The sequence below is a fragment of the Vibrio salilacus genome, assembly GCF_002811245.1.
In the GTDB taxonomy this organism is placed as follows: Bacteria; Pseudomonadota; Gammaproteobacteria; order Enterobacterales; family Vibrionaceae; genus Vibrio; species Vibrio salilacus.
This window is the reverse complement of record NZ_NIVQ01000004.1, coordinates 51,659-75,657: the sequence shown is the minus strand read 5'-3', so window position 1 is coordinate 75,657 and position 23,999 is coordinate 51,659. Positions and strand designations below refer to the sequence as shown.

The following is a 23,999-nucleotide window of genomic DNA, read 5'->3' as shown; positions in this document are numbered from 1 at the left end:
GGGATTAATGAGTCAGTGGTTATCTTGTGCGAGCCAGTTCAAAGCTTTGCTATTGTGCTCTGCGTTAATCGGATGCAGCTCTCACCCGAATGTTGAGTTCACTCCGCAACACATAATATCCTTATCTAAACAAGAGAAACAATTGAAGCGCTCGTTGATGGCGGTATATAACGTTTGGCAGGGCGTTCCATACCGATTGGGTGGCAACTCACTTAATGGCGTGGATTGTTCGGCGTTTGTGCAAACAGCCTATCAACAGGCAATGGGTTATCAAATACCAAGAACAACCCTAGAACAAGTCAAGATCGGACGCGAGATCTCATATCAACAGGCAAGCGTAGGCGATTTGGTCTTTTTTAAAACCTCGCCCAAAGTACGTCATGTTGGCGTGTATATGGGCAATAAGCAATTTATGCACGCATCAACCTCTAAAGGGATCATTATTTCAAAGTTAGACAACCCTTACTGGGCGTCTAAATACTGGCACATGAGGCGAGTCAGTTTCTCGTTTGAACCCCACTAAGGCCGCTCATATACCAACTAATCGTATGTCGCGACGGCAGAGTCGAATAAGTTTTTAACGAGCGCAATATATTCATCCAAAAAGAGGATCTGCTCATTGGTAGCCGGTTTACCCCAAACCCCAGCCAACACTTCACTAAGATCTTCTACTACTGAATCCGCTTCTTTTAATAACTGAAAACGAACACTAGAATGAAGTTCAGGATTTTGCTCAAAAATGGCCATGATATTACTCGCAACCATATCAGTCACAACATCTTCAACGCTCTCTGCTCCTATATCACTATCTTCACGAGCAAATACATCTAAGTTAAAAGCTAAGTGCTCAATAAGAGCTAGGTAACCATCGGTTTCAACAACCACAGTTTATCTCCATTTAATACATACGTAGAGTTACACCTTTAATACTAAGACATATCAAGGACGTTACACAACCTAACCAGTTATGGTTGCTGATTTATTCGACAATTTGAGTCAGATTCTACTTACAAAAGCTAACACAACTTCCAACCAAAAGTTTGAAATTACCAAAATTTTATCAATCTGATTCGAATAATAGAGCATTTTAGCCAATAACCAGCGACTCAAGTCACACTTTAAATGTATAACTTTTTGTTTCAGTTAAACGATTGAATTTTTTGCACTAGTAGCCATTATCTTGCCCTACGATCATCTAGACTAAGAATATTGTAATCTAATGATGGAATGAATTATGTGGCAAGCTATTGCAAAACAGCTTTCTGACACTCTGCTGTTCACTTTCCAGATCAACGAAAAAGAGAAAGTCAACGGGGGAGATATTAGCGATTGCTATATGATCTCAGATGGTCAACAGCGCTATTTCGTTAAAGTAAACCAGCGTGACTTTATCCACAAATTTGAAATCGAAGCAGAGAACATTCGTATTCTACGTGAAAGTAACACGGTGTTTGTTCCTGAACTGATTATGACTGGCACGTCGAAACAACACGCTTTTATTATCCTCAATTTCTTACCCACTAAGCCACTGGATGATAATAAAAATAGCTACGCATTTGGTCAACAACTGGCACGTTTACATATGTGGAGTGAACAGAAAGAGTATGGTTTTGATCAAGACAACTACATTGGGTCAACACTCCAACCGAATAAGTGGGAAAAGAAGTGGTCTCGCTTCTTCGCCGAGCAACGGATTGGTTGGCAATTACAATTAATGCGGGAAAAAGGCGTCAATCTTATCGATATCGATGAATTTACCCAATTGATCCACGAAAAGTTAGCTAGCCACCAACCCAAACCATCCCTGTTGCATGGTGATTTATGGCACGGCAATGTCGCTAACTCAGTCGTTGGTCCGGTTTGCTACGATCCAGCTTGTTACTGGGGGGATCGAGAGTGCGATCTAGCCATGACAGAGTTATTTGAAGGATTTCAGCCCGAATTTTATCAAGGTTATGAAAGCCTTTTTCCGCTCGACATTAGTTACGCTGAACGCAAAGACATCTATAATCTCTATCATTTGCTCAATCATTATAATCAATTCGGCGGACATTACCTAGAGAAAGCCGACCAAATGATTAAACGAATACTTTGCTTTTAATTTTGAATATTTCTTTATTTAACATAAGTTTACATTTTTTTACATGGGGCCTGTCAACTAATTTTAGTTGTAAAGGTGATGCTAGGTTAAGGTAAGCTTCCATTTCACCACCTTAATCAAGGTTTATACTTAATTCATGTCTAACACAAACTTTTAGCCTTACTATTATTACGACAAGCCAATTTTGGTTGACCACTACAAATGTAGCTATTGGACTTGACGTAATTTTTGGTAAAGATGTAGAGGACAGAATTATGAAAAACTACACAGAAAGAATGGTGTCGTGCCCTCACTGTGGCCATTCAATTGGCATCACGCTAGATGCATCCAATGGTAGCCAAAACTTTTATGATGACTGCCCTGCTTGCTGTCATGCCATTCACTTGAGTATGAATGTTGACGAACAAAGAGATACCATCGAATTAGTTATCGATGCTGATGACGAACAGATCTTTTAATTAATCGTTAAAGGCGATTCGTGAGCGCGGGCCTCTAAAACGCGCTCAACCGTATCCACAATTGCTTGGGTTTGCGGATCGAACTCAACGTTGACCATATCACCAACATTACGCTCTTTGAACAATGTCCGGGTTAAGGTTTCAGGAATAAGATGGACACAAAACTGATTGTCTCTCACCTCACCAATCGTTAACGAACAACCATCCAAGCCAATATAGCCTTTGACTAACACGTATTTGATCATCTGTTTCGGTATCTCAAACCAAATTGTGCAGTTATTGGGTGTATCGATGATTTGTGTAATCTCACCCATCAGCGAAATATGACCCGACATCGAATGACCACCAATTTCATCACCAAACTTGGCGGCGCGCTCAATATTGATTTTATCGCCAACGTTAATACCGCCAAGGTTAGTCAATTCGAGTGTCGCTTGCATCAAATCAAAGTCGACGTGATTACCGTTAATCTGTGTGACGGTTAAGCAACACCCGTTGTGAGCGACTGAAGCGCCAATCATTAGGCCTTGTTTCATTTCATCACTTATATAAAGTGTATGCGTTTGAAATTTATCTTTTTTATCTATGGCGACCACTTCAGCCATACCTTGCACTATGCCAGTGAACATTCTCTTTTTTCCATCAGTTTTTAATGGTGTTTAGTGTGGCATTTCTTTATTATCCGACACAACATCTTTCTTCTTACTAACCGCTCGTTCAAAGCGCTTTAGTTTTCCTTGTAGCTGGAGTTATCTACTTGCAATATTATAAACACGAAGCAAATCAACTGATAAAGCTCGCCACTCCAGTCTTAATTGCGTCAGTGGCCCAAACTGGTATGAGTTTTGTCGATACTGTGATGGCCGGTGGCGTCAGTGCTACTGATATGGCCGCTGTCTCTATTGCATCCAGTATTTGGTTGCCTACGATTTTATTTGGGATTGGCATGCTAATGGCCCTGGTCCCTGTCGTGGCACAGCTCAATGGTGCGGGTAGACAACAAAAAGTCCCGTTTGAAATTCAGCAAGGTATTGCGATGGCACTGTTTCTTTCTGTGCCAACGTGCCTGGTTTTAATGCAGACAGAGAATATTCTTAACCTGATGGATGTAGACGCTCTAATGGGCGCTAAGACCATCGGTTATATGGATGCGGTGATCTATGCGGTTCCAGCATTTTTACTCTTCCAAACTCTACGAAGCCTTACCGACGGTATGTCATTGACCAAGCCAGCCATGATCATTGGCTTTATCGGTCTGCTCCTCAACATCCCTCTTAACTGGATGTTTGTCTATGGTAAGTTTGGTGCGCCCGAACTAGGTGGTGTGGGTTGTGGCGTTGCAACCGCGATTGTCTATTGGATTATGTTTGCGCTGTTATTGTTCTATGTATTGACCTCTCCACGCTTAGCAAAAGTGAACGTATTTCAACAGCTATATAAGCCAGAATTGAAAGCGCAAATCCGCCTGTTCAAGCTCGGCTTTCCTGTCGCGGCAGCGCTGTTTTTCGAGGTTACTTTGTTTGCAGTTGTTGCTTTATTAGTGGCTCCATTAGGGCCGCTGGTTGTTGCATCGCACCAAGTGGCGATCAATTTCTCGACTATGGTGTTTATGCTGCCAATGAGTATTGGCGCAGCGACCAGCATTCGGGTTGGTCATCGATTGGGTGAGTCAAATGTGTATGGTGCAACGGTTGCCTCACGTGTTGGTCTCTTTGTTGCGGTCGCCTTGTCTCTTTTCACGGCACTATTGACCTTGTTATTCCGCGAACAAGTATCACTGCTTTATACTGACAACCGCGCGGTTATCGAACTGGCAATGCAACTGCTCGTTCTTGCTGCGGTTTATCAAGTGACCGACGCGATTCAAGTTGTTGCTGCTGGTGCTCTGCGCGGTTATAAAGACATGGCTGCTATCTTTAACCGTACCTTTGTCGCTTATTGGGTTTTAGGCTTACCGCTTGGCTATGTATTAGCCATGACAGACTGGATCGTCAAACCTATGGGGGCACATGGTTTCTGGATTGGATTTATTATTGGTTTATCCTCAGCCGCTTTACTGTTGGGTTTGCGTTTAAAATGGCTGCATACCCAAAGCGAGGATCAACAACTCGCTTTAGCAAGTAAATAGAAGAAGGCCAGTTGTCTGGCCTTTTTTAATTTTCACTGCTATTACGTTGACGAATGTAACGGGCAAATCTTGGAATCCCGTTACTCGTTAGACCGTTATAGCGAAATGTAATGGAAGAGCCAAGCGGCGGTGGTTCTTGCCTTTGTGCATCAGAAAGCCCACTGCCGATATAAAATTCAAGTCCAGATGCGATCTTAACTAACAGTGAGCCGACTTGATTTTTGTATTTGCCTGTTCCTGTCTTGTAGCCCACCACGATCGCTTCTGCATCTTGATATTGCTTTAACTTCAAAAGATCATCACTACGTCCACCTTGATATGCATTTTCGATATGGCGCAGCATTAATCCCTCTCCTCCCTCTGCGGTTACTGAAGCAAGTTTTGCCAATAACTCAGACTCCGTAGCAATAGCATTTTGCTCTATGACATCAATGTGTGGTTCTAAATTTTCCTCAATGTATTGACTCAGTTTTGCATAACGTTGTTGATAACTGCCAACACTATTGGGTAAATCAAATAACATTAAGCGTATCGTTTGCCACGCGGCCTCACTCGGGTTGTGGTCCAATACAGTAGTATGAACTTGAGTAAATTGACCCCTTCCCGCCCACAACTCCCCTTCTACTGGGAAACTAGGTAAGGCTGCGGTGAACCAACTAGGTGCATAAATCTCTTTACCTCCGCGAGTTTTTAGGCTGCTTCCATCCCAAATCGCCCTGATACCATCAAGTTTTTCACTCACCCAATATTGAGAAAGTACTGCCGCCGTCGAGTATTCTTTCGCAAGAGTGACGTTGATCTTCTGTAACGGATAAATATTTTCAGTGTTTGACTGCGCGCTAAAGGCCGTGATGGCCAGCGCAATACAAGTTAGGCGCATTTGCATCGCTTGTTGTCCCAATAAGCCAATAATGACCCTAGTTATTCATGACTGTGTTGAATTCTCTAGTCAAATAGTCGTAAAACCTCGTTTAACTTGATGTCTTTCATCATCATCTTACAAGCCGATTTCATTGCATGCCCGTAACGCTCGCGTGAATACGTCAAGATCACCAGAACTCTTGTTTCAATTTGAGAAAGCGAATGTATCAAATTGAGAATATGAACTTGAGCATTATGACTAAAACTATCATCATGATGTTTGATGGACGAGGCCGATAGTGAATGGGTCTCACTCGATATGTTCGTGATTTAAAGCACATTTTCTAACCATCAGCGATTGAATTGCCAACAATTCGCCTAGATATAGAGCAAACGAGTTTAAATCGATAAAAATGCACTTGCACGAATCAATAACTCTCGGTAACATCCATCTCGTTCTTAGGGAATGGGTCCGTAGCTCAGTTGGTTAGAGTACTACCTTGACATGGTAGGGGTCACCAGTTCGAATCTGGTCGGACCCACCACTCCTTAAAGCATTTTTATTAAGTTAGAAATGTACTGAACAAAATTTGGGTCCGTAGCTCAGTTGGTTAGAGTACTACCTTGACATGGTAGGGGTCACCAGTTCGAATCTGGTCGGACCCACCAAATTTAGTTCCTTGTGAACAAAAAAACAAAGCTCGCTTCTTAGCGGGCTTTGTTTTTTATTATAAAATCACACACTGAGTTACAGTTATATCTCGCCTCGTAACTTTGTTCAGCACTTTGATGATTGCACTTCCCGACAGTTCCATACTTCTTGATTAAGCTCCATCGATTCAAGCATCAAAATCGGTGACCCTGTCTCCATTAAGATGGGCTCGACAACACGTCTCATCAGCTAATAATATCAGCAACCTTACGTACCAGGCTCCCCAGTTCATCCCATTGCTGATTGTCAATCAAATCGCCAGGAACCATCCAGGTACCACCACACGCTAAGACTGAAGGAACGGATAGGTAATCTTTCACATTGCTAGGGCTCACGCCACCTGTTGGCATGAACCGCACTGGGTAAACCGCTGACAGTGCTTTTAACATTGCAACGCCACCTGATGGCTCTGCAGGGAAGAATTTTAGCGTACTGAGACCCATCTCCATTGCTTGCTCAACGAGACTCGGGTTGTTTACACCAGGAACAATGGGCACATTACGTTGCTGACAATACTTCACTATCGTTGGATTGAAACCAGGGCTAACAATAAAGTCTACGCCAGCCTTAATCGCTTCATCAACTTGCGCACTGGTTAATACTGTCCCTGCTCCAATCAACATATCGGGACAAGCTTCACGCATGTATTGGATCGCAAGCGCGGCATCTTCGGTTCGGAAGGTGACTTCTGCACATGGGAGGCCATTTTCAATCAGCACTTGTGCAAGCTTCACCGCTTTACTCGCATCTTTAATAGCAATCACAGGAACTACTTTAATGTCTGCCAGTTGTTTATTGAGATCTTTCATCGCTTTTTCCTTAAATGCTAGTTGCAGCTACACATACCACTCAGACTGTTGTTATATCGATAACCGAATTGACTGTTCACATCGTAGCTACAACCATTGAAGAGAATCAGGTGTTTGGTTGATTTTTTTCTGATACTATTCGCGATGGATTCGCTTTGGACTAAATCATGAACCGCAAGAAAAAGATCAATAGCATCTTAAAATCTAAACTAAAAAAGCAAAACGCCAAACTGCATAAGAGCAATAAACCGCGCTACATTTCAAAAGCAGAACGCGAAAAAAACGAAGCAGATCAAGCGATTGAGCAGAGTGACGTTGATACCCCTGTCACGCAAAATGCGCAACAGACACTACCTTCTGAGCAATAACTCTTCTTCGATCGGTACAAATCGGTCACACACATCAATCAGGGTTTGAGCCGTTAATCCTGGTACAGAATAAACATCAACTTTGACGCCAAAACGCTGCTGGACCCTTTCTACCAGCAGCTCAAAGTCACCGTCACCTGAAAGCAAAATGATTCGATCTACCGTGGCTGCTGACTCAAAAACATCAAGCGCGATGCCGACATCCCAATCACCTTTCGCACTGCCATCTTGTCTTTGGATATAGGGCTTAAGTTTGACGTTAAACCCGATCCCCCGAAGAATATGATGAAACTGACGTTGTTTAGGTGCTTGAGACGCAATCGCATAGGCGTTTGCTTCCACCACTTCGACATCTGTCGTTGCCACATACCAAAACTGATTGTAGTCAAAGTTAGCTCGATACTTGTCTCGAGTGGTGTAGTAGATGTTCTGCACATCGACAAAAATTGCGACTTTTTCCATCGTAAACCCATAGCTGAGTAACATAACAAGCTATTCTAACAACGATTGAACCGCTTGACAGTTAATTACTGTATTAGGATGGAAAATAACGTTTAAGACTAAAATGGCTATACATATACAAAGGGCGATAACAGATTCTAATCACTATAACTCAATACAGTTATCGGACTAGCGACTCAATGTCCAGACATTACACTTTGTCGGCTTTGCAACACATGCCCAGGCCATTTCATTAGCTTTTTTAATCCGCGCCGCGAAAAACGGTTGATTTCTTACTATTTTATTCTCATAGTGTGACACTCGTTCATTTATATACTTGATTCCATCTGGAAAAAGCATAATATGAGTCGATATTCAAGCTTGAGCATATATTCTTCAATCTAACCAAGGCGACACGGATGGAGCTAGACATTTTCAATCCTTCACGTCAATTACGACGTGCAGTGCTGTTTTGGCTCAGTACTTTATTAGCCTGCTTAGCGCTCGCGCTCACAATCTATAACCTTGCCGAGAACCGACTCAATGGTATTAACCTCCTCCTGGCACTTTTCGGTTTATTTTCTGTTTTCATCGCCCATTATGCATTTAAAGGTAACACCTCTAAGTTCACGGTTTCTTTATACGTTTATAGCTTAATCATTGTCACTTATCTCACCACTGCCATGCTACCAATTGAATTTGGAGTCATCATGTGGGCCTGCTTATTTCCTGCGGTGTTCTACCTTCTTTTAGGGCGTCGTTTTGGTTTTATCGCGACATTTTTTGGTTTTACTCTGCAAATGAGTATCATCGCAAGCCTGTTTTTTTCTAACGAACTTAACTACTATCTACCACTTGTTGGAAACTTCATTTTCTCGTTCGTCGCTATTTGGGTCATCGCGCATATTATTGAAGTTAAGCGACGTTTATCAGAATCTTCATTAGGTCAACTCGCCTCCAGAGACGCATTGACAGGTGTCTATAATCGGCATGCTCTAATGCACAACTTTGAACGTTATCGCAAAGAGAGCCGTAAGCTACCTTTGTCCCTACTTATCCTCGATTTAGACTACTTCAAAGCAGTGAATGACGAACATGGGCACGACGTCGGTGACAAGGTCTTGACTGAAACCGCCGCACTCATTGACTCACTGAGTGATGAACATTTGGTGTATCGAATTGGCGGAGAAGAGTTTTGCATTGCACTACATAACTGCGATGTTACAAAAGCTCAGGAAAAAGCTGAAAGCATTCGCGATGCCATTGAGAAATCATCATTCAATAGTGTGCATGCCCCTATATCACTTACGGCAAGTATTGGTGTTTACCAATGCGACCATTACGCGAATCTTGAATCGGTATTAAAAGAAGCCGATAAAGAACTCTATCGAGCCAAAAAAAATGGCCGCAACCAAGTCATGGTATGCAGCCAATCTGCTGTCGTTCGTTTCTCTTAAGTTAGTCATCGTCTTCAAATACGACATTGTAATTTTCGGTATACGTACAATGCGGCTGTCGACTACAAGTAAAGAAACGCCTTCCTTTATGCTCTCCCTGATACGCTATTTTAATCGTCATAGGACTGCCACAGCGTTTACAGAAACGTACCTCTTTATCAGGCTCGATCAAGTCAATATGCGCGGCCAATAGACGACGCAACCGCCCTACTTGGTAGCTGTGTTTGATATTGGTACCAATCAATGGGATATTTGCTGATTTACACACATGCAGTAATAACTTTTGACGCTCAAGCTTGCCTTTATCGAGTTCTTTACCATTGTCGAGTTCAATGGCAACACGTACTTCCATGGTTCTTGGGTCACAGACCACATAATCAAAGTAGCTTTTAGAAATTCGGTTATTAGCGATAAACCATTGTTTTTTTTCTGTTGAAACAGGTGCTAATACATTGGCCATATTTACTTTGCTCATAACCACACCGTGATGCCCCACAGCAGTAATCAAAGCGTTATAAAAGGCTGATTCTTTTGCATTAAGTAACGGCCCCTTTCTTTTATATTGGTTATCCTTTAGCTCATCTTGCTTCAAAAAACGCTTTTGCACTACCACGAAAAAAATGACCAAAATACCAACGACAATAAAAACACTTTCCATTAGGCTAAAACTGACCTTAAATGAATTACATACATCAATTATTCGAGTTTACACCCAGACAGCAAGCGTAAGTTAATTTTTTTGAGAGGCCGGAGAGGGTTGAGCGAGATTTATCACAATTCGCTGCTCTGGTTGCAGTGTTTTAAAACTCTCCCCCCAATATTTATCAACCAATTCATCAATCAATCCGTCTTGCTGAGCACGCAGCAATGCTTGCTCTAAAACGGGCTTATACTTGGCCATTTGAGGAGACAAATAAAATTTAAAGTCACGCTGATAAACAAGCAAAAGGTGCTTTTCAATTGATAAATGGGGATTTTGCGCCGCTTCAAGACCGATTTCGTTTAGTCCACGAGGAAAGTAATTCACCGGCCCTTTTTCGGTCAAATGCCAATATAACGAGCGCCACTCGCCATCTTGCTGATAAACAGGCAATGAATTGAAGTTCCATACATCAACATCAAACCAATTGATGCCAAGACCTGCAACTAATTTGGAATCCCTCAAAGTTTGAAGGCTATCGATTTGGTCAAATTGACTTTGCAGGCCGGGTGGAATCAGTAGCACACGCTTACCAATCAATCCATTAGTTAATGCTACGTTAATGGATGGATACTCAGCGTCACGCTCCGGTGTCGCGATCAACCAAGTTAAACTGAGTTGATCACGTTTCACCATTTTGACAACTCTCTTTTGTGGTATATGTTCACTCGGAACAATAATTTTAACTAAATACCCTTCACGAGTTAGTGCTTGATAAAGTAATTCATGGTAGAAAGCATGGCCATTATCAAGTTGAGAGGCGAGGGTTAATGTCAATGAATCTTTAGCAAAGCTATGCATCGCGACAAGACTAAGAAGTATGCTCCAAAGTTTCATTTACTTTCCTTTTAGCTATCTACTCAGTTTGTCCAACTAAAACATTGCACAATCAAGCAGCGATGATTGTTTAGCGTCATTTAATCTCATACACAATTATATTACTGATCGTTCACTTAATAATGTAGGAGCGCTTTGCACAATCGTCCAGTCTTCTATCGTTCGTTATGGACTGTAAACGAATTTTCGATAGGTGCGTTCAGGGCGACCTACACTACCATAACTAAGATCTGCTTCTACTTCTAATTGACCATGCATTAAGTACTCTTCAATAACGTCTTGCCGCCGTTCGGCTTGCTCCAAGCTTTTCTCCCGCTTCATCGGCGGTCAAGCTTTCGTGCTCATTAACTGCTCCTGTTTATACTCTTCCCTTATTTGCGCGCCAGAATAACACCCTGCTAACAAGCAACCGAGTAGTCTCAGGACAAACTATGAAGTCTACAAGGTATTAGCGCTCTCTTTGATTACTAAAAAAGCCCGAGCAAAGGGCAAAAATATACGATTACAATCATTGCTAATAACAAAATTACCCTTAACTCCACTATTTAATGTGAACTGAGTCAAATTAAATGTCGGTTGTTTTTCGTACTAAATCACCCGTTTAGTTGTATAATTATTAGGCACACATAGAGTGCGCGTTGATACACGACCAGTCGGACTTAACAATAAAAAAACATAAAAGTCGACTGAACAAATGTCAGGAGGGAAGACAATGAAACGTGACGTTTTTGGTATTTGTTTGTCGAAAAATATGCTGTCAAACAACTTAGCCAGTACATTTACCCACGTCAGAGCTTATGAAAAACCAAATGGAAGCGACGACCTTGTTGTCATGCGCGCTTTTCCACAGATGTCAGGCCAAGAAGTACTCAGCAATATGCACGAATCAAACCGCTTATTCTGGCGCGCCGAGTTTGTCTGTATGGACAACAAATGATCATTGATTAAATACAAAGCACGACTTTTTCTTGTTTGACTGCTGTTGCCCTAAACAACAGCAGTGAGCTACCGTGTAAATCGTTTACATAAAAAGTTTCAATTAATGAGATTTCGTAACGCCAACCGCTAGCAAAGCGCCAACTAAACTTCTCGCTTTTACTTTAATGGCTCGCCAGTGTGTCGCGGGTGTTCTTGGCGCCGTTGATATAAGGTGCTGATAGACTTCATGACTCAAAGCCACCTGCCCTCCGTGCGCGACCAACAGAACTTTAGGCGCTAAGTTGTAGACGCGTTTTAAGGACGCTTTATATTGATTCGGATAGAATACTGGGAAAGGTGCTACCAGTTTTTGTTTCACCTCAACCATGAGATCCGCCACATACAGTATTTGCTGCTGAGGATGATATAGCGACAAATCTCTATCTGTATGTCCCGGTGTTTCTAATACCGTCCAATCTAAAAAGTTAGGTATTGGCTCGCCATCCGATAAGACGATATCCGGTCGTAGTTTACGTGAGTACCACAAATTTCGTTTTGGTTTACGTTTACGCTGCGCAACCCAACGTGCCAAAGCAATATCGGTAAGATGCATTAATGCCCCATCCACACCGGAATACCAATCTCGATTGCGTTTCGCCGAAATAATTTTGCATCCCGTGAGGGTGCGCAGTTTATGCGCGCCACCAGCATGGTCAGGATGCATATGAGTCACCACTACTGCGGTCAGGCTAGACAACGGCCTTTGCAGTTGGTGGACAATAAAATGCTTTAGGTAAGGGATATCCGCTCGCGACGCTCCATCCAAAAGCAGTAATTTATCTGGGTATTCCGCTAAATAGAGAGTCTGGATGTATCCATCAAGAGCGTGAATCTTCATGCTTGACGTCCGTTTTAACAATTTTACAACAAATAACTTTAGCAGGGATTGCCTTGCAAGAAAGAGTAATCACTCTAATTTGTGACTTGGTTGCGTTTATGTTGTGTCACAATGCTAAGCTGTGTCAAAACACCGACTTGTTTAAACGATACACCACTGACTAATTCTTTACTTTAAACAGTCGACCATCGGTACGATAAAAGATCAGCGCCAACGCTGTGGTCGCTATCAAAATCCATGTTGCTTTTTGTTCCGCGTTCAATTTATATCTCGTTGATTATTGTTTTGTTCATTATCACTTGATAGTGTCAGATCTTGGCGTCGCTGGTTACGTAAAGTGTGCTGGAAAAGCGGCAAGCAAAATGGCTTACTATCGAGATATGCATTGATGATTATTGTTGGACACCGTGGCGTTGCTGGACACTACCCCGAGAATACACGCGTCAGTATTATGGCAGCGATTAACTTGGGCTTGGAGTGGGTCGAAGTTGATATTCAGCCGACTAAAGATCATCAGCTTGTCGTTTGTCATGACCACAGCATTAATCGTTGTAGCAATGGTCATGGCCGGGTTGATCAACACACACTAAAGGAACTTAAACGATTAGATTTTGGCGATTGGTTTGATAAGAAATTTACTGGCGAGCGTATTATGACGCTGGGTGAATTACTTAATCTCTCTAGATTACATCGATTGAAGTTAAACTTAGAAATTAAAGTCGACAAGCATGATGCCAAATTTGTCTGTCAACTGCTTACCGATGTATTGCATCAAGAAAACGTCACAACCGACAACATAATCTTATCGAGCTTTGATCCTGATGTGATGCGTCAGTTACATCAAGTACTACCACAGTATCGACGCGCAGTTTTGTGTGGCCGGGTTTCACACAAGGTGTATGCATTGTTAGCCGAAGTGGCGGCCTTTAGCTGTAATATTGATCATCGTTGGACTAGCAAGCAACAGATTGCAAAACTTCAATCACTCGGTTATCAAGTTTGGAGTTACACAGTAAACAACCCGCACCGTGTAAAATATTTATCGAATCTTGATGCCTTGTTTAGCGACTATCCGCAGCGCTTTGTAAAATAACAGTCCGTATACCTCTGCCATACAAAACACTGCATGGCCCCACATTCACACTCGTGACATTTGTCACATTATCTAATCTTCGCCCTCATTCTTTCCTCAAAAATAAAAATGAATAAATTATTTAAAAATCAGATAGATAATTAAATTCATTGTTTTTTCAATACAAAATTATGCTCAAAAGTTGCACCAAATAGTCTTGATAAATTTTCGCGCCCAAACTACTGTGTATGCATACAGCATGTACAAGGAAACAGTAATCATGATTCAGGCACAGACTGCAGCTCGCACTTTTTCAAAATACAATGTTCTTGCTCAACCAACGCAGCCAATGAATATCGATCCACTGACGCTGAGTCGCTTAGCGGGTCTTTCAAATCAAAAGCAGTGGATCTTATTTACTGCCGAATGCCCTCGCCCTGATTATAGTCAACTGGCATCCTCGCGTATTAGCTGTAAAAAAATTATTCACATGAAGGCTTCTCAAAAACAATCTGAATTTGAAATCGTCATGAAAGCCATACAGTCAAAAAATGCTAGCGCGGTTATTGCCTCAAACAAAATTCCACTAGCAGAACAAAGCTTACTCTGCGATCTCGCCGTTCAATGCCAGTGTGAAGTGTTCTTTGTTGAGGGCAAAACTAATCAGTACCACTAATTAAGCACAGCAATCATAGACGGTCTTGCACCCCTTCATTCAAGGGGTTTTCTTTTCTATCCCAACCAATAAATCATGATTCTATTCTAAGAAGAAAAATAAGCAAACGTTTGCCTTTTAACTGGCAGAGCAAAATAGTTCTGGTATCATGCGGGGCAAATAAATTATCTGACTCTGATAATTTCCATGTTGCTTAATATAGGAATGTCTAAATGAATCTTGCAGATCAAGTACTCGCTGTAAACGACGATCTACCCATTCGTACAGATAAACCCGTTCATAGCGGTAAAGTCCGCTCTGTGTATTGGTTAACCGAGCAAGACAGTAAACGTCTGATCAAAGAAAAAGGCTACGACGTCGCCGAAGATGCGCCGTTGGCGATTATGGTGATCAGTGACCGAATCTCTGCATTTGACTGCATTTGGCATGCCGAGGGTGGCCTAAAAGGCGTTCCGGGTAAAGGCGCTGCACTTAATGCGATTTCAAATCACTGGTTCAGCCTATTTCAGCAACACGGTTTAGCAGACAGTCACATCTTAGATATTCCCCACCCTTTTGTCTGGATTGTACAAAAAGCAAAACCAATCATGATTGAGGCGATTTGTCGTCAATACATTACTGGTTCAATGTGGCGCGCCTATGCAAACGGCGAACGTAATTTCTGTGGCATTGAGCTTCCAGAAGGTTTAGAAAAAGATAAGCCACTACCCGAACTGCTGATGACCCCTTCAACCAAAGGCATTTTACGCGGTATTCCTGGGGTTCCTGAAGCCGATGATGTCAACATTACTCGCCAAAACATTGAAGAAAACTACGCTGCATTTAATTTTTCTAAAGCCGAAGATATTGCCCAATACGAAAAATTATTGCGAGAAGGTTTCGTTCTAATCAGCAATGCGCTTGCAGAAATTGACCAAATCTTCGTCGATACAAAATTCGAGTTCGGTTATGTCACCGACTCAGCTGGTCATGAAAAGCTGATTTACATGGATGAAGTTGGCACGCCTGATTCATCACGTCTCTGGGATGAAAATGAGTATAATGCAGGCAATATTGTCGAGAACTCTAAAGAAGGCTTCCGCCAGTTTTTGCTTAACTATTTCCCAGATCCAGACATCTTGCTCAATAAAGAGCGGATGGCTGAACGTGAAGCACTGGCTCGCGACAATGCCCTTCCGACAGACGCTTTAATCGATATCTCAACAACTTACCTTGGTATCGCAGAGAAAATAACCGGACGGCCAATCGCGCTCAGCACCAATCCAAAGCAAGAGATTATCGATATTCTCGCTCGTGACTACGGACTCATTGATTAATTAAAAATAGAAGCCTTAACCGTGTTGAGGCTTTTTTGTTATTTATCTTTGCCCTTACCACCTTTATCTGCTCCTCCTTTATTGCCACCGCCCTTGTTACCTCGACTCTTGTTACTGCCTGATTGGTTGTTAGATTCACTGACGTGATCAGATTTTCCGGTCGCACGGATTAGATAATTACGCTCTATCAATTGGTAGAGCAAAACGTTATAACTGTCGCTTGTTGTTGATATGATTGAATTCTATGGACTATATAACCCTTTCCCGTATCAGTTTGAAACACCTGACAGTTTTGCATGTCCTGCTTAGTACTCATAGCGTGACAGGTGCGGCCGAGATCTTGTGCGTCAGCCCATCAAGCGTCAGCAAAAATCTGGCTCTATTGCGTACACAACTCAATGATGAATTGTTCTATCGTGATAATGGCAGCCTGATCCCGACGCAATTTGCTTTAAGCATTGGCCCTGAAATTCACAAGATTTTATCTGCGATGAATGGCATTCTTCATCAAGGTGATTTTTCACCACAGCAATTTTCCGGTTCCATTTCTCTTTCAATGCGAGAGAGCACCTTTGAACTGTTTGCAGCGAAAATCGTCCAGATTTCTCAACAACTTTCGAATGCTCGCTGTCTTAATGTGTTCGCTAAAGAGCAGTTAAGTTTTGAGGCGCTAAGCCGCGGACAAGTGGATTTTATGTTGCTCCCTCATGATATCAGTCAACCACCAACTCGCAGTCGTGATCTTATGTGGCAACAAGTGCTTGCAGATGAAATGGTATGTTTGATGAGCCCGAAGCACCCGCTGGTTGATAAACCGATGAACATTGAACATTACTTAAGCTGTTATCACATCGGCATCTTAGACAAAGATCTGTCTGAGCCTTATTTTGAGCAAAATCTGACTCAGCAATATGGGGCAAGAAAACTCGCTTTATCGGTCGCTGACTTTGGCGCTGGTGCAGTGTTATGCCATCAAACCGAGTTACTTTTAACATGCTCAAAAATGTGGGTGCAACATGCCTTGCAAGCTAAAGGCTTGGTCACAAAATCGCTGCCCTTTGACTATGGTAAAGTCGCGTACAGCTTAGTCTGGAATCCAGCCAGCCTTAACGAACCTGCACTGAACTGGCTTCATACCCAACTCACCACCGAGGATTAAGTGTAGACGCTTGGCGTAATAATGGTGTGAGCGATTCGTTGCGCCAGTTTTGCGCGCAATGATTCAATTTGCGCTTCATTGCATTTTGGCCATTCAAGCGCTTGACCAATAACGCCGTGATGTTGAAATGCATTCAGACGGATGATCACCTGCTTAGGGAATGTGCCGATCAGCTGCGCGATGGCTTGTACCTCGTCCTCGAGATCAGTAACGCCCGGAATATGAAGAAGTCGAAGCTCGTGCAGTTTGTCTAGGCTCGCCAGATAGCGTATCGATGTTATCACTCGGTGGTTATCACGACCGACTAGCCATTGGTGAGTATCGTTTTGCCATGCTTTCAAATCAATCATAGCGCCGTCGAGTACCGGTGCGAGTTTTTGCCATCCGACTTGATTGAGGTAGCCGTTGCTGTCAACAAAGCAGCTAAGGTGTTTAAGTTGTTGGTTGCGTTTTATTTGCGTAAACAGCTCAATAATAAACGGCAACTGCAACGTGGCTTCACCTCCTGAAACGGTAATCCCGCTAATAAAACCGCATTGCTTTTCGATAACATCCAGCAACTCAGTGACGCTGTAACTAGATATTTTTGGACTTGATTGATGAAGACAGGTATTAATACAAACATCACAATGTGTGCACAGTGATTCATCCCATAAAACGTGATTATCGTTGTCGATTGTTAACGCATGCGTCGGGCAATGCTCTACACAATCGCCACAATGATTGCAGTGGTTAATCGTATGCGGATTATGGCAACTGACACAGTTGAAATTGCACCCTTGCATGAAGATGACCAGGCGATTACCCGGTCCATCAACACAAGAAAAACGCAGTATGCGGCTAACTTTGGCGCGTTTTGTCATAATACTTGCTCACGACGTCGTATAAACTGGCGTGCTCTCTAAGCTAGCAACACGCGGTTTTCTATCGAGAATCGCTGTATTTTTGGCCGCTTCGGTGCCGAGAAAGGTGGTGTTGTTACGTGAGCCCTGTTTGGCAAACTTTTCAATATCAGACAGTTTAACCATGTAGCCCGTAACTCTTACCAAGTCATTGGAATCGACATTAGCGGTGAACTCTCTATAGCCCATATTCAGCGCCCCTTTACACAGATTGTACATGGCTTCGCGATTCGACTTCACCGTTTCATCAATGGTTAAGATGTCACTGATACCTGAGGTATAGTACTGGTGATGTTGAGCTGTTGCCTGAACGTAGCTAACCGGATCGGGTTCGTTGCCATATGGAATACGCACACCTGGTGTGACATCTTGATCAAGGCTTATCCCACCTTGCGCATGCAGCAAAGCCTTACCATTGAGGCCATATTTCACTGGCAAACTATCAACTAACTCAGCTAGTTTAGATGATATTGTATGTGCCAATTGGTTCGCTTGTTGGTCATGACCATAGCGTCCCGATCGTCCTTCTTTTTCAATCAAAAGATTGACCGCTTCAGCCATACCATAAATTCCAAACATTGGTGCAAAGCGTGCTTCTTCAATCAGCCCCTCAGTGGTCAGAAATCCTTGAAAGAAATTTGATTTTTCATGGAGATAGGTTGAGCGCGCATCAATCAACTCAATCATAAGCTCACTGTAGATCGGCAATAATTGCGTGAGGAAGTGTGCCGGGTTCTCAGCTAACTGCGCGATCTGCTTAAGGTTCATCCGCACTAACGTGTTTGAACCTCCAGCCAATGGTAAGGAGTTATAACAACTGACAATTCCGAAGCGCTTTTCACCATAAGCGGCGGCATGCATAGGATAGTTGGCAATATGGGGTTTGCTGCATTCGCATATATTGTCGGTCGCTTGACGCAGCAGATCATCTGGCGTTATCTCTGGGTCATACATAAACGTTAGGTTTGGCGCAATTTGCTTAAGCTCAGCATCAATACGCAAAATCGTACGACAAATAATATTGTCACTTGGGCCAATATTGACATGCATAAACGCATCCGGCAGGGTTCGATCAAGCATGATCCAAAAACGCTTTAGCTTTTGATATACCTGCTGCTCTGATAGATCGCCAACATAAGTAAGTAACACATCGTCTAGTTGCCCAAGGTAAACCGGTATATTAGTCACAGACGGTACATGGTGATAGAGAATGGTCAGCAGGTTAAGTGCATCGTCAAAGTCTTGCGCTGGTTCTAACTCAAGATAGTCAGAGCCTTGCTCGAGAAACTTGGTATAATCAGGCAACACATAGCGCGGCTTAAAGGGCGCATGGCCTTCAAACATATCGCAAAGAATGCCTTTCTCCATTGCACTCTTAACCTGCTGTGAAACAGTCAGATACGGCAAACTTGCCTCAGCCTCTAGCGCTAAAAACTGATTCTTCTGTTTCACACTAAGGTGAGGCTCGTTAACAATAGACGTAACACGCGACTGGAACGCTTGATATAAATCGGACATGGCTATAATTCCCTAAAGTTTTTATGGATTTTATATCAGCCACATCATGTCCACGATTGAAATTACATCCTACTAATATTTCCAATTTGGAAACTAGTTACGATTTGGACATGATTTGCGATTAAGATATTCATGGTAATAAAAAGGCCTCACTGAAAGCGAGGCCTAGACAAGCACTAAAGTTAAGCAGATTACAATTTGAAGCGTTGAATCTCTTGCTCTAATTCATGTGACAATTCGGATAGTTGAGCGGCCTGAGCGGCAGCATCGTGCGCTTCATCAGCAAGTTCATTTGATACGTCACGGATACCCACCGTATTGCGAGTGATCTCAGAGGTCACAGATGCTTGCTCTTCAGCCGCCGAAGCAATCTGCGTAGCCATATCGCTAATACGCTCAACCGCTGTTTGAATTTGAGTCAAACTCACTGCCGCAGAATCAGCATCCGACACACTGGTATCTGCCAGTTGACGACTATCATCCATAATGCCGACCGCCTTGCCTGTGGTCGACTGGAGCGTTTCAATCATCTGCTGAATTTCTTTGGTCGAAGCGTGTGTACGTTGGCTAAGTACACGAACTTCATCAGCGACCACGGCAAAACCACGACCTTGCTCACCAGCACGTGCCGCTTCAATCGCAGCATTTAATGCTAAAAGGTTGGTTTGCTCAGCGATATCTTGGATGGTACCTAAAATCGTACTAATACTGTGTCCGTGTGTTTCTAGTTCTTGGATGACGTCTGTTGCTACCTGCACTTCTGTTGCCAAGTTCTTAATTGAACCCTGAGTTCGAACCACTTGCTCGCCACCGTGCACACACGCCGTTACCGCTTCCGTTGAGTTTTGTGCGGTATTGTCGGCATTACCAGCAATTTCTTGCGTCGCCGCCGCCATCTCATTAATCGCCGTAGCGACCATATTGATTTCGTCTTGTTGCAGGCGAATACGTGAGCTACGCTCTTCAGCTTGCTGAGCGGTCTGCTTTGATTGTTCAGAAAGTGAGGCAGAAACGAGGCTTAGTTTAGAGACCATGGTGTGCATGTTGCCAACGAAGGTGTTGAAGTTAGTTGCAAGTTGGCCCACTTCATCATCACTGCGCGGTTCAAGGCGTTGGGTAAGATCGCCTTCACCTGAAGCAATTTCTTCAAGAGCTTTCGAGACGCGGCCTAAATCGCGGAATAAGAAGCTGACCAACCAAGAAACAAGGGCAATGACAATCAACGTAATGATGATGGCCGTAACAATCAGGCTGGTCAGCAATTCACTTTGTGCCGCTTCCTCTGTTGCACGATCCATTTCAATGGCAAAAATCCATGGCGTATTTTCGACTTGGCGGAAGAAGTACAACTTCTGCTGGCCTTTACGTTCAATCTGTTCAATTTTGCCCGAGTTAGCCGCATCTTCAATCGCGCGAAGCGTAAACTGCTTCGATAACGTTGTGACCGGCTTAAGCGATAACGCATTATCAGGGTGCGCAAGGAAAGTACCATCTTGAGTATCAATTAGCATTGCGTAAGCATTTTTGCCCGCATCAAGATTGATAACATCGTTGACGAGTTGGTCAATCAGTACATCTGCACCAACGACACCAACAAATTTACCATTACTACGAATAGGCTCGGCAATGGTAACCAACAACGCGTTAGTGATGGCATCTTTATACGCCGTGGTAATAATTTGCTTACCTGCGTTGTTCGCATCTATATACCAAGGACGCACACGAGGATCGTAGTCGGCACGGTTACGCTCTGGATGAGAACGGTACATGCCGCCCTCTGGTGTTCCAAGGAATATATCGTCAAAACCACCAGCATTGCGTGCTTGCTGTAAGAAAGGAACAACGTTCACTTCTTGGCTATAGTCATTAAATGCAGAGGCAATATCTTCACGAATCGAGATCCAATCTGAGATACCTGCAGAAGCTGCATTTGCTAGGCTTTCTGCTCGTGCGTGAACGCCATTTTGAGTTTGTTTTTTTAACTGATCAGCAGACAGCCAAGTCAACGCAGTTGCCATCAACACCACAGCCAACAGGCTTGAGCCGATGAGTTTTTGCTTAAGAGTGAGTTTCATAGAGTTTCTTATTGATAATAGGAACAGACAGGGCGCAAATTTTATAATCAAATTGCTGAATATGCACGCAATAATATAGAACGATTGGGTCAAGATAAGTGATTGGCATTGTGTTTATTTTTTGACGTCATTCCTCTGTCGCCGAATCAATACTCGCGACCCATTTCCGTCGATTTTACGCATTTATAAGCAGGTATGGCTTATTTACTAAGTGGTTTACTAAAGCGGCGTTTTATCATCAAGTCGGCGGATGAGCCTTGCTGGCGTCCCACCATACAAACAGTCTGAGGGTACATCACTATTGACGACCGAATTAGCAGCAATCACTGAACGTGCACCAATTGTGACACCTTGATTGATAACCGAGTTGCCTCCGATCCAAACATCGTTTTCAACCGTGATAGGTAAACAAAAGGTTTCCCATAAACGACGGCTTTGATAATCCAGAGAGTGACCTGCGGTATAGAACTGTACACTAGGGCCAATTAACACATGGTTGCCAATGGTGATCTTTGCACCGTCTAACATCACGACGTTCATGTTGATGAAGGTGTTGTCGCCTATTTCAATGGTTTTGCCAAATTCACATTGAAACGGTGGCTGGACCATACTATTGCCTATCTTCCCAAGCAGCGCAGTGAGTAGTTGGTGTCTTTGCTCTGTTTCCAGACACAAATTCAGTTGCTGTAAAGTCTTGGCGGCTTGTGTTCTGATCTTATCAATTTCGTGCGAGGCGCCATCAAAGGGGTCGCCTGCCATCATTTTTTCTAACTCAGACATCTCGAATTCCTACATCTATCTTCGATACAGGTAGCATAACGCGTTGACGAGATTGAAAAAGAGTAAAAAATGCAGAAATCCTTTCCGGGTTTCTGATCTTGATAGCTGAGTATGATTAATTGTGCGGCTTTGTGAAATCTTTCTTAAGCCGCCGTCCCGCGTAAACGTTCAAAAAAAGAGGGGTACTTTTGTCTGATGTGGCGCTGTTGGTCGACCATAATCTTAAATGTCGGCCCTTTACGCAATTGCAGTACGACTTCATCGTTGTCAAAACGGAGCACAGCACCTTCGATGGGAATACTACGATCGCCATACAAATTCAGTACGCCTTTCATACTTAACCCTTTGTACATACAAGTAAAGTTATTCAAAACCATTCGTATTCCGCCCTCAGAGACTTCAGTCACTTGAAACATCTCATCAGCAAAGCGCACATAAGGCCTAGCCCGCTTGGGGTATTTCAACCGGTAATATTGGCGTTTTTGTTCAATGTCGCTCATGGTCGTACTCCTCGTAACACATGGCTACAGCTTATCCTTAAGTATAGTCGGTCACACTTGAACCGATAATTGGTCAAATAAATCTAACATACTACGAATGATATCGACAAATTTACCAGTTTCTTTAGTGACGTGCGTTGAGTGGTGGGTATTTGGTTTAACTTAGAGTGTAGAAAACCGCTCGGTGAGCGGTTTATTCTCTATATCTACTCTGCGTTCAACAACTTTAGATTGGTTAGATTCCCACCAGATTTGTAATGCTTAATCGCAACGTCTTTCTGTTTCCTTAACTCATCACTTGGTTTAGCCCATTCTTCTTTCGGCAAGGGCTTAGACCACTCATCGATCTCGCTTGGAAACTTTGCCATGGATATTTTACTATCCCATTCCGAAACAAGGTAAGGTAGCTTCCAGAGGCATAAGATATTAAAAACGTAATAACCAAACATATTAAAGTATGAGGCTGTTGGATCCGACATACTCATGGCAAATAAAGGCTTAGGCCCGTTTTTGAACTTCTGCTTTATCTGGCGGCGATTTTCATCGAATGTTTGTCGGTTTTCATCTCCCGCTTTTTGCGCCCAAAACTCGGATTCTTCTTCCATATAGCAGCGGATAATCTCCCACGAGCGTTGTCCCTCTTCCATGATCCCTACGGGTCTTTTAAACATCCAGTAATCTTTCCCAGTGGAATCCGGTAAGGCAATTCCGAATGTGACATTGGAAACAATAGCATTGCCAGTAAAGCCTTTGTACATGGACACCCATGAAACGATTTCTTCCCAAGGAACAATGGTGGGGGTTTGACTTCCTTCCTCGAAGTAACAAACCTCTCGGCGCTGTCGATTAAAGCGAATAGGCTTCTGACGTGCTTTTTTTAAAGAAGAATTGATTATGGTGTACCAACCAATGAATAGGGGAATCAGCAGAATCGTACCAATTACAACCCCTTCATCACGAAGTCCCAACAATAAAGCCTCAAAAAAGCCCCCTAACCTGTCTTGCGTTGCATATGCGCTAGCCAAAAATATCAATGCAACGACTATTACCCCCAGCATCACACAAAACATTATTAATTGAACTTGAAAGGCTTTACCGTGATTCGATTGTCCGATGTCCATGTATGTATCGTTGATGTCCACTATTTGATTTGATTCACCTAAGCCACCAGAAATAATTCTTGCAGAAGGCAACGGTTTTGGTGAAAAGAATAATGCCTCTCCCAGAGGATAAGTGCGTACTTCTCCCGCAAGAGGGCGTTGGTCATTTAAGTTAAAATCCTGTTCTACACTTTGCTCTTTTGCCACGTTATA

The 23,999-nt window shown here is 43.0% G+C and carries 25 protein-coding genes, 2 tRNA genes and 1 pseudogene; 13 read left to right on the top strand and 15 right to left on the bottom strand.

Translation table 11 applies throughout. From position 1 onward, the window contains the following. Positions 1 to 7 precede the first annotated feature (7 nt). Positions 8 to 523, top strand: a complete 516-nt coding sequence (locus CDZ87_RS04025) for an NlpC/P60 family protein (protein WP_100752283.1) — start codon at positions 8 to 10, stop codon at positions 521 to 523. A gap of 17 nt (positions 524 to 540) precedes the next feature. Here CDZ87_RS04025 and CDZ87_RS04020 read toward each other — a convergent pair whose 3' ends face one another. Next, positions 541 to 885: a DUF3802 family protein gene (locus CDZ87_RS04020; protein WP_100752282.1), complete on the bottom strand. Its 345-nt coding sequence runs from the start codon at positions 883 to 885 to the stop codon at positions 541 to 543. Positions 886 to 1,234: 349 nt separating this feature from the next. Between CDZ87_RS04020 and CDZ87_RS04015 the strand changes: the two genes are divergently transcribed. After that, on the top strand, positions 1,235 to 2,101 hold the full coding sequence (locus CDZ87_RS04015) for a fructosamine kinase family protein (protein ID WP_100752281.1): 867 nt from the start codon (positions 1,235 to 1,237) through the stop codon (positions 2,099 to 2,101). A 254-nt stretch (positions 2,102 to 2,355) separates the two neighbouring features. After that, on the top strand, positions 2,356 to 2,559 hold the full coding sequence (locus tag CDZ87_RS04010) for a CPXCG motif-containing cysteine-rich protein (RefSeq protein WP_100752280.1): 204 nt from the start codon (positions 2,356 to 2,358) through the stop codon (positions 2,557 to 2,559). On the opposite strand, the gene CDZ87_RS04005 is transcribed toward CDZ87_RS04010, so the two are convergent. Beyond that, the gene (locus CDZ87_RS04005) at positions 2,556 to 3,188 is read right to left on the bottom strand and encodes a riboflavin synthase subunit alpha (RefSeq protein ID WP_100752279.1); all 633 of its coding nucleotides are present in this window, start codon (positions 3,186 to 3,188) and stop codon (positions 2,556 to 2,558) included. The genes CDZ87_RS04010 and CDZ87_RS04005 overlap by 4 nt on opposite strands. 128 nt (positions 3,189 to 3,316) lie before the next feature. Between CDZ87_RS04005 and CDZ87_RS04000 the strand changes: the two genes are divergently transcribed. Further along, positions 3,317 to 4,687: an MATE family efflux transporter gene (locus CDZ87_RS04000; RefSeq protein WP_100752278.1), complete on the top strand. Its 1,371-nt coding sequence runs from the start codon at positions 3,317 to 3,319 to the stop codon at positions 4,685 to 4,687. A gap of 25 nt (positions 4,688 to 4,712) precedes the next feature. On the opposite strand, the gene CDZ87_RS03995 is transcribed toward CDZ87_RS04000, so the two are convergent. Further along, positions 4,713 to 5,573 carry a DNA ligase gene (locus CDZ87_RS03995; protein ID WP_100752277.1) on the bottom strand — a complete coding sequence of 287 codons (861 nt, stop codon included), beginning with the start codon at positions 5,571 to 5,573 and terminating at the stop codon, positions 4,713 to 4,715. 443 nt (positions 5,574 to 6,016) lie between these two features. On the opposite strand from CDZ87_RS03995, the gene CDZ87_RS03990 reads away from it, so the two are divergent. Both CDZ87_RS03990 and CDZ87_RS03985 read left to right on the top strand, forming a co-directional pair. After that, positions 6,017 to 6,093: transfer RNA gene (locus CDZ87_RS03990), tRNA-Val, on the top strand. 47 nt (positions 6,094 to 6,140) lie between these two features. Beyond that, positions 6,141 to 6,217 (top strand) — tRNA-Val (locus tag CDZ87_RS03985). 228 nt (positions 6,218 to 6,445) lie between these two features. On the opposite strand, the gene CDZ87_RS03980 is transcribed toward CDZ87_RS03985, so the two are convergent. Beyond that, positions 6,446 to 7,069, bottom strand: coding sequence for a bifunctional 4-hydroxy-2-oxoglutarate aldolase/2-dehydro-3-deoxy-phosphogluconate aldolase (locus tag CDZ87_RS03980; protein ID WP_100752276.1), 624 nt, complete (start codon positions 7,067 to 7,069; stop codon positions 6,446 to 6,448). Positions 7,070 to 7,236: 167 nt separating this feature from the next. On the opposite strand from CDZ87_RS03980, the gene CDZ87_RS03975 reads away from it, so the two are divergent. Next, on the top strand, positions 7,237 to 7,437 hold the full coding sequence (locus CDZ87_RS03975) for a DUF2986 domain-containing protein (protein ID WP_100752275.1): 201 nt from the start codon (positions 7,237 to 7,239) through the stop codon (positions 7,435 to 7,437). Here CDZ87_RS03975 and CDZ87_RS03970 read toward each other — a convergent pair. Beyond that, positions 7,420 to 7,899, bottom strand: a complete 480-nt coding sequence (locus CDZ87_RS03970; protein WP_100752411.1) for a LabA-like NYN domain-containing protein — start codon at positions 7,897 to 7,899, stop codon at positions 7,420 to 7,422. The genes CDZ87_RS03975 and CDZ87_RS03970 overlap by 18 nt on opposite strands. A gap of 398 nt (positions 7,900 to 8,297) precedes the next feature. On the opposite strand from CDZ87_RS03970, the gene CDZ87_RS03965 reads away from it, so the two are divergent. Further along, the gene (locus CDZ87_RS03965) at positions 8,298 to 9,335 is read left to right on the top strand and encodes a GGDEF domain-containing protein (protein ID WP_100752274.1); all 1,038 of its coding nucleotides are present in this window, start codon (positions 8,298 to 8,300) and stop codon (positions 9,333 to 9,335) included. Between the two features lies 1 nt (position 9,336). Here the strand turns inward: CDZ87_RS03965 and CDZ87_RS03960 are convergent, their stop codons facing one another. The 3 genes and pseudogenes from CDZ87_RS03960 to CDZ87_RS03950 all read right to left on the bottom strand — a co-directional run. Next, the gene (locus tag CDZ87_RS03960; RefSeq protein WP_100752273.1) at positions 9,337 to 9,993 is read right to left on the bottom strand and encodes a DUF2726 domain-containing protein; all 657 of its coding nucleotides are present in this window, start codon (positions 9,991 to 9,993) and stop codon (positions 9,337 to 9,339) included. Positions 9,994 to 10,065: 72 nt separating this feature from the next. Next, positions 10,066 to 10,872: a hypothetical protein gene (locus CDZ87_RS03955; RefSeq protein ID WP_100752272.1), complete on the bottom strand. Its 807-nt coding sequence runs from the start codon at positions 10,870 to 10,872 to the stop codon at positions 10,066 to 10,068. Between the two features lie 165 nt (positions 10,873 to 11,037). Then, positions 11,038 to 11,203, bottom strand: a pseudogene (locus tag CDZ87_RS03950) (response regulator); the annotation flags it as partial. Between the two features lie 381 nt (positions 11,204 to 11,584). Between CDZ87_RS03950 and CDZ87_RS03945 the strand changes: the two are divergent. After that, positions 11,585 to 11,809 carry a hypothetical protein gene (locus tag CDZ87_RS03945; protein ID WP_038174640.1) on the top strand — a complete coding sequence of 75 codons (225 nt, stop codon included), beginning with the start codon at positions 11,585 to 11,587 and terminating at the stop codon, positions 11,807 to 11,809. 102 nt (positions 11,810 to 11,911) lie between these two features. Here the strand turns inward: CDZ87_RS03945 and CDZ87_RS03940 are convergent, their stop codons facing one another. Beyond that, positions 11,912 to 12,688 carry an MBL fold metallo-hydrolase gene (locus tag CDZ87_RS03940; protein ID WP_100752271.1) on the bottom strand — a complete coding sequence of 259 codons (777 nt, stop codon included), beginning with the start codon at positions 12,686 to 12,688 and terminating at the stop codon, positions 11,912 to 11,914. Positions 12,689 to 13,076: 388 nt separating this feature from the next. On the opposite strand from CDZ87_RS03940, the gene CDZ87_RS03935 reads away from it, so the two are divergent. From CDZ87_RS03935 to CDZ87_RS03920, 4 genes are all read left to right on the top strand, one after another. Beyond that, positions 13,077 to 13,781, top strand: a complete 705-nt coding sequence (locus CDZ87_RS03935) for a glycerophosphodiester phosphodiesterase family protein (RefSeq protein ID WP_100752270.1) — start codon at positions 13,077 to 13,079, stop codon at positions 13,779 to 13,781. A 259-nt stretch (positions 13,782 to 14,040) separates the two neighbouring features. Further along, positions 14,041 to 14,436 (top strand): hypothetical protein, encoded by a 396-nt coding sequence (locus tag CDZ87_RS03930; protein WP_100752269.1) that lies wholly within the window; start codon positions 14,041 to 14,043, stop codon positions 14,434 to 14,436. Between the two features lie 212 nt (positions 14,437 to 14,648). Then, positions 14,649 to 15,752, top strand: coding sequence for a phosphoribosylaminoimidazolesuccinocarboxamide synthase (locus CDZ87_RS03925; RefSeq protein ID WP_100752268.1), 1,104 nt, complete (start codon positions 14,649 to 14,651; stop codon positions 15,750 to 15,752). Positions 15,753 to 15,996: 244 nt separating this feature from the next. Further along, entirely contained in the window at positions 15,997 to 16,911 is a 915-nt protein-coding gene (locus CDZ87_RS03920; RefSeq protein WP_100752267.1) for a LysR family transcriptional regulator, read from the top strand. Here the strand turns inward: CDZ87_RS03920 and CDZ87_RS03915 are convergent. From CDZ87_RS03915 to CDZ87_RS03890, 6 genes are all read right to left on the bottom strand, one after another. Beyond that, a complete protein-coding gene (locus CDZ87_RS03915; protein WP_100752266.1) occupies positions 16,908 to 17,774 on the bottom strand; it encodes a YjjW family glycine radical enzyme activase in 867 nt (288 codons plus the stop codon). The two genes, CDZ87_RS03920 and CDZ87_RS03915, sit on opposite strands and share 4 nt — an antisense overlap. 9 nt (positions 17,775 to 17,783) lie before the next feature. Next, positions 17,784 to 19,331: a YjjI family glycine radical enzyme gene (locus CDZ87_RS03910; RefSeq protein WP_100752265.1), complete on the bottom strand. Its 1,548-nt coding sequence runs from the start codon at positions 19,329 to 19,331 to the stop codon at positions 17,784 to 17,786. Positions 19,332 to 19,522: 191 nt separating this feature from the next. Beyond that, positions 19,523 to 21,406, bottom strand: a complete 1,884-nt coding sequence (locus CDZ87_RS03905) for a methyl-accepting chemotaxis protein (protein WP_100752264.1) — start codon at positions 21,404 to 21,406, stop codon at positions 19,523 to 19,525. Positions 21,407 to 21,625: 219 nt separating this feature from the next. Further along, complete coding sequence (locus CDZ87_RS03900; RefSeq protein WP_100752263.1) at positions 21,626 to 22,186, bottom strand: sugar O-acetyltransferase; 561 nt, start codon at positions 22,184 to 22,186, stop codon at positions 21,626 to 21,628. 143 nt (positions 22,187 to 22,329) lie between these two features. Next, a complete protein-coding gene (locus CDZ87_RS03895; RefSeq protein ID WP_100752262.1) occupies positions 22,330 to 22,686 on the bottom strand; it encodes a PilZ domain-containing protein in 357 nt (118 codons plus the stop codon). Between the two features lie 206 nt (positions 22,687 to 22,892). Then, positions 22,893 to 23,993 carry a DUF6708 domain-containing protein gene (locus tag CDZ87_RS03890; protein ID WP_100752261.1) on the bottom strand — a complete coding sequence of 367 codons (1,101 nt, stop codon included), beginning with the start codon at positions 23,991 to 23,993 and terminating at the stop codon, positions 22,893 to 22,895. Positions 23,994 to 23,999: the final 6 nt, after the last annotated feature.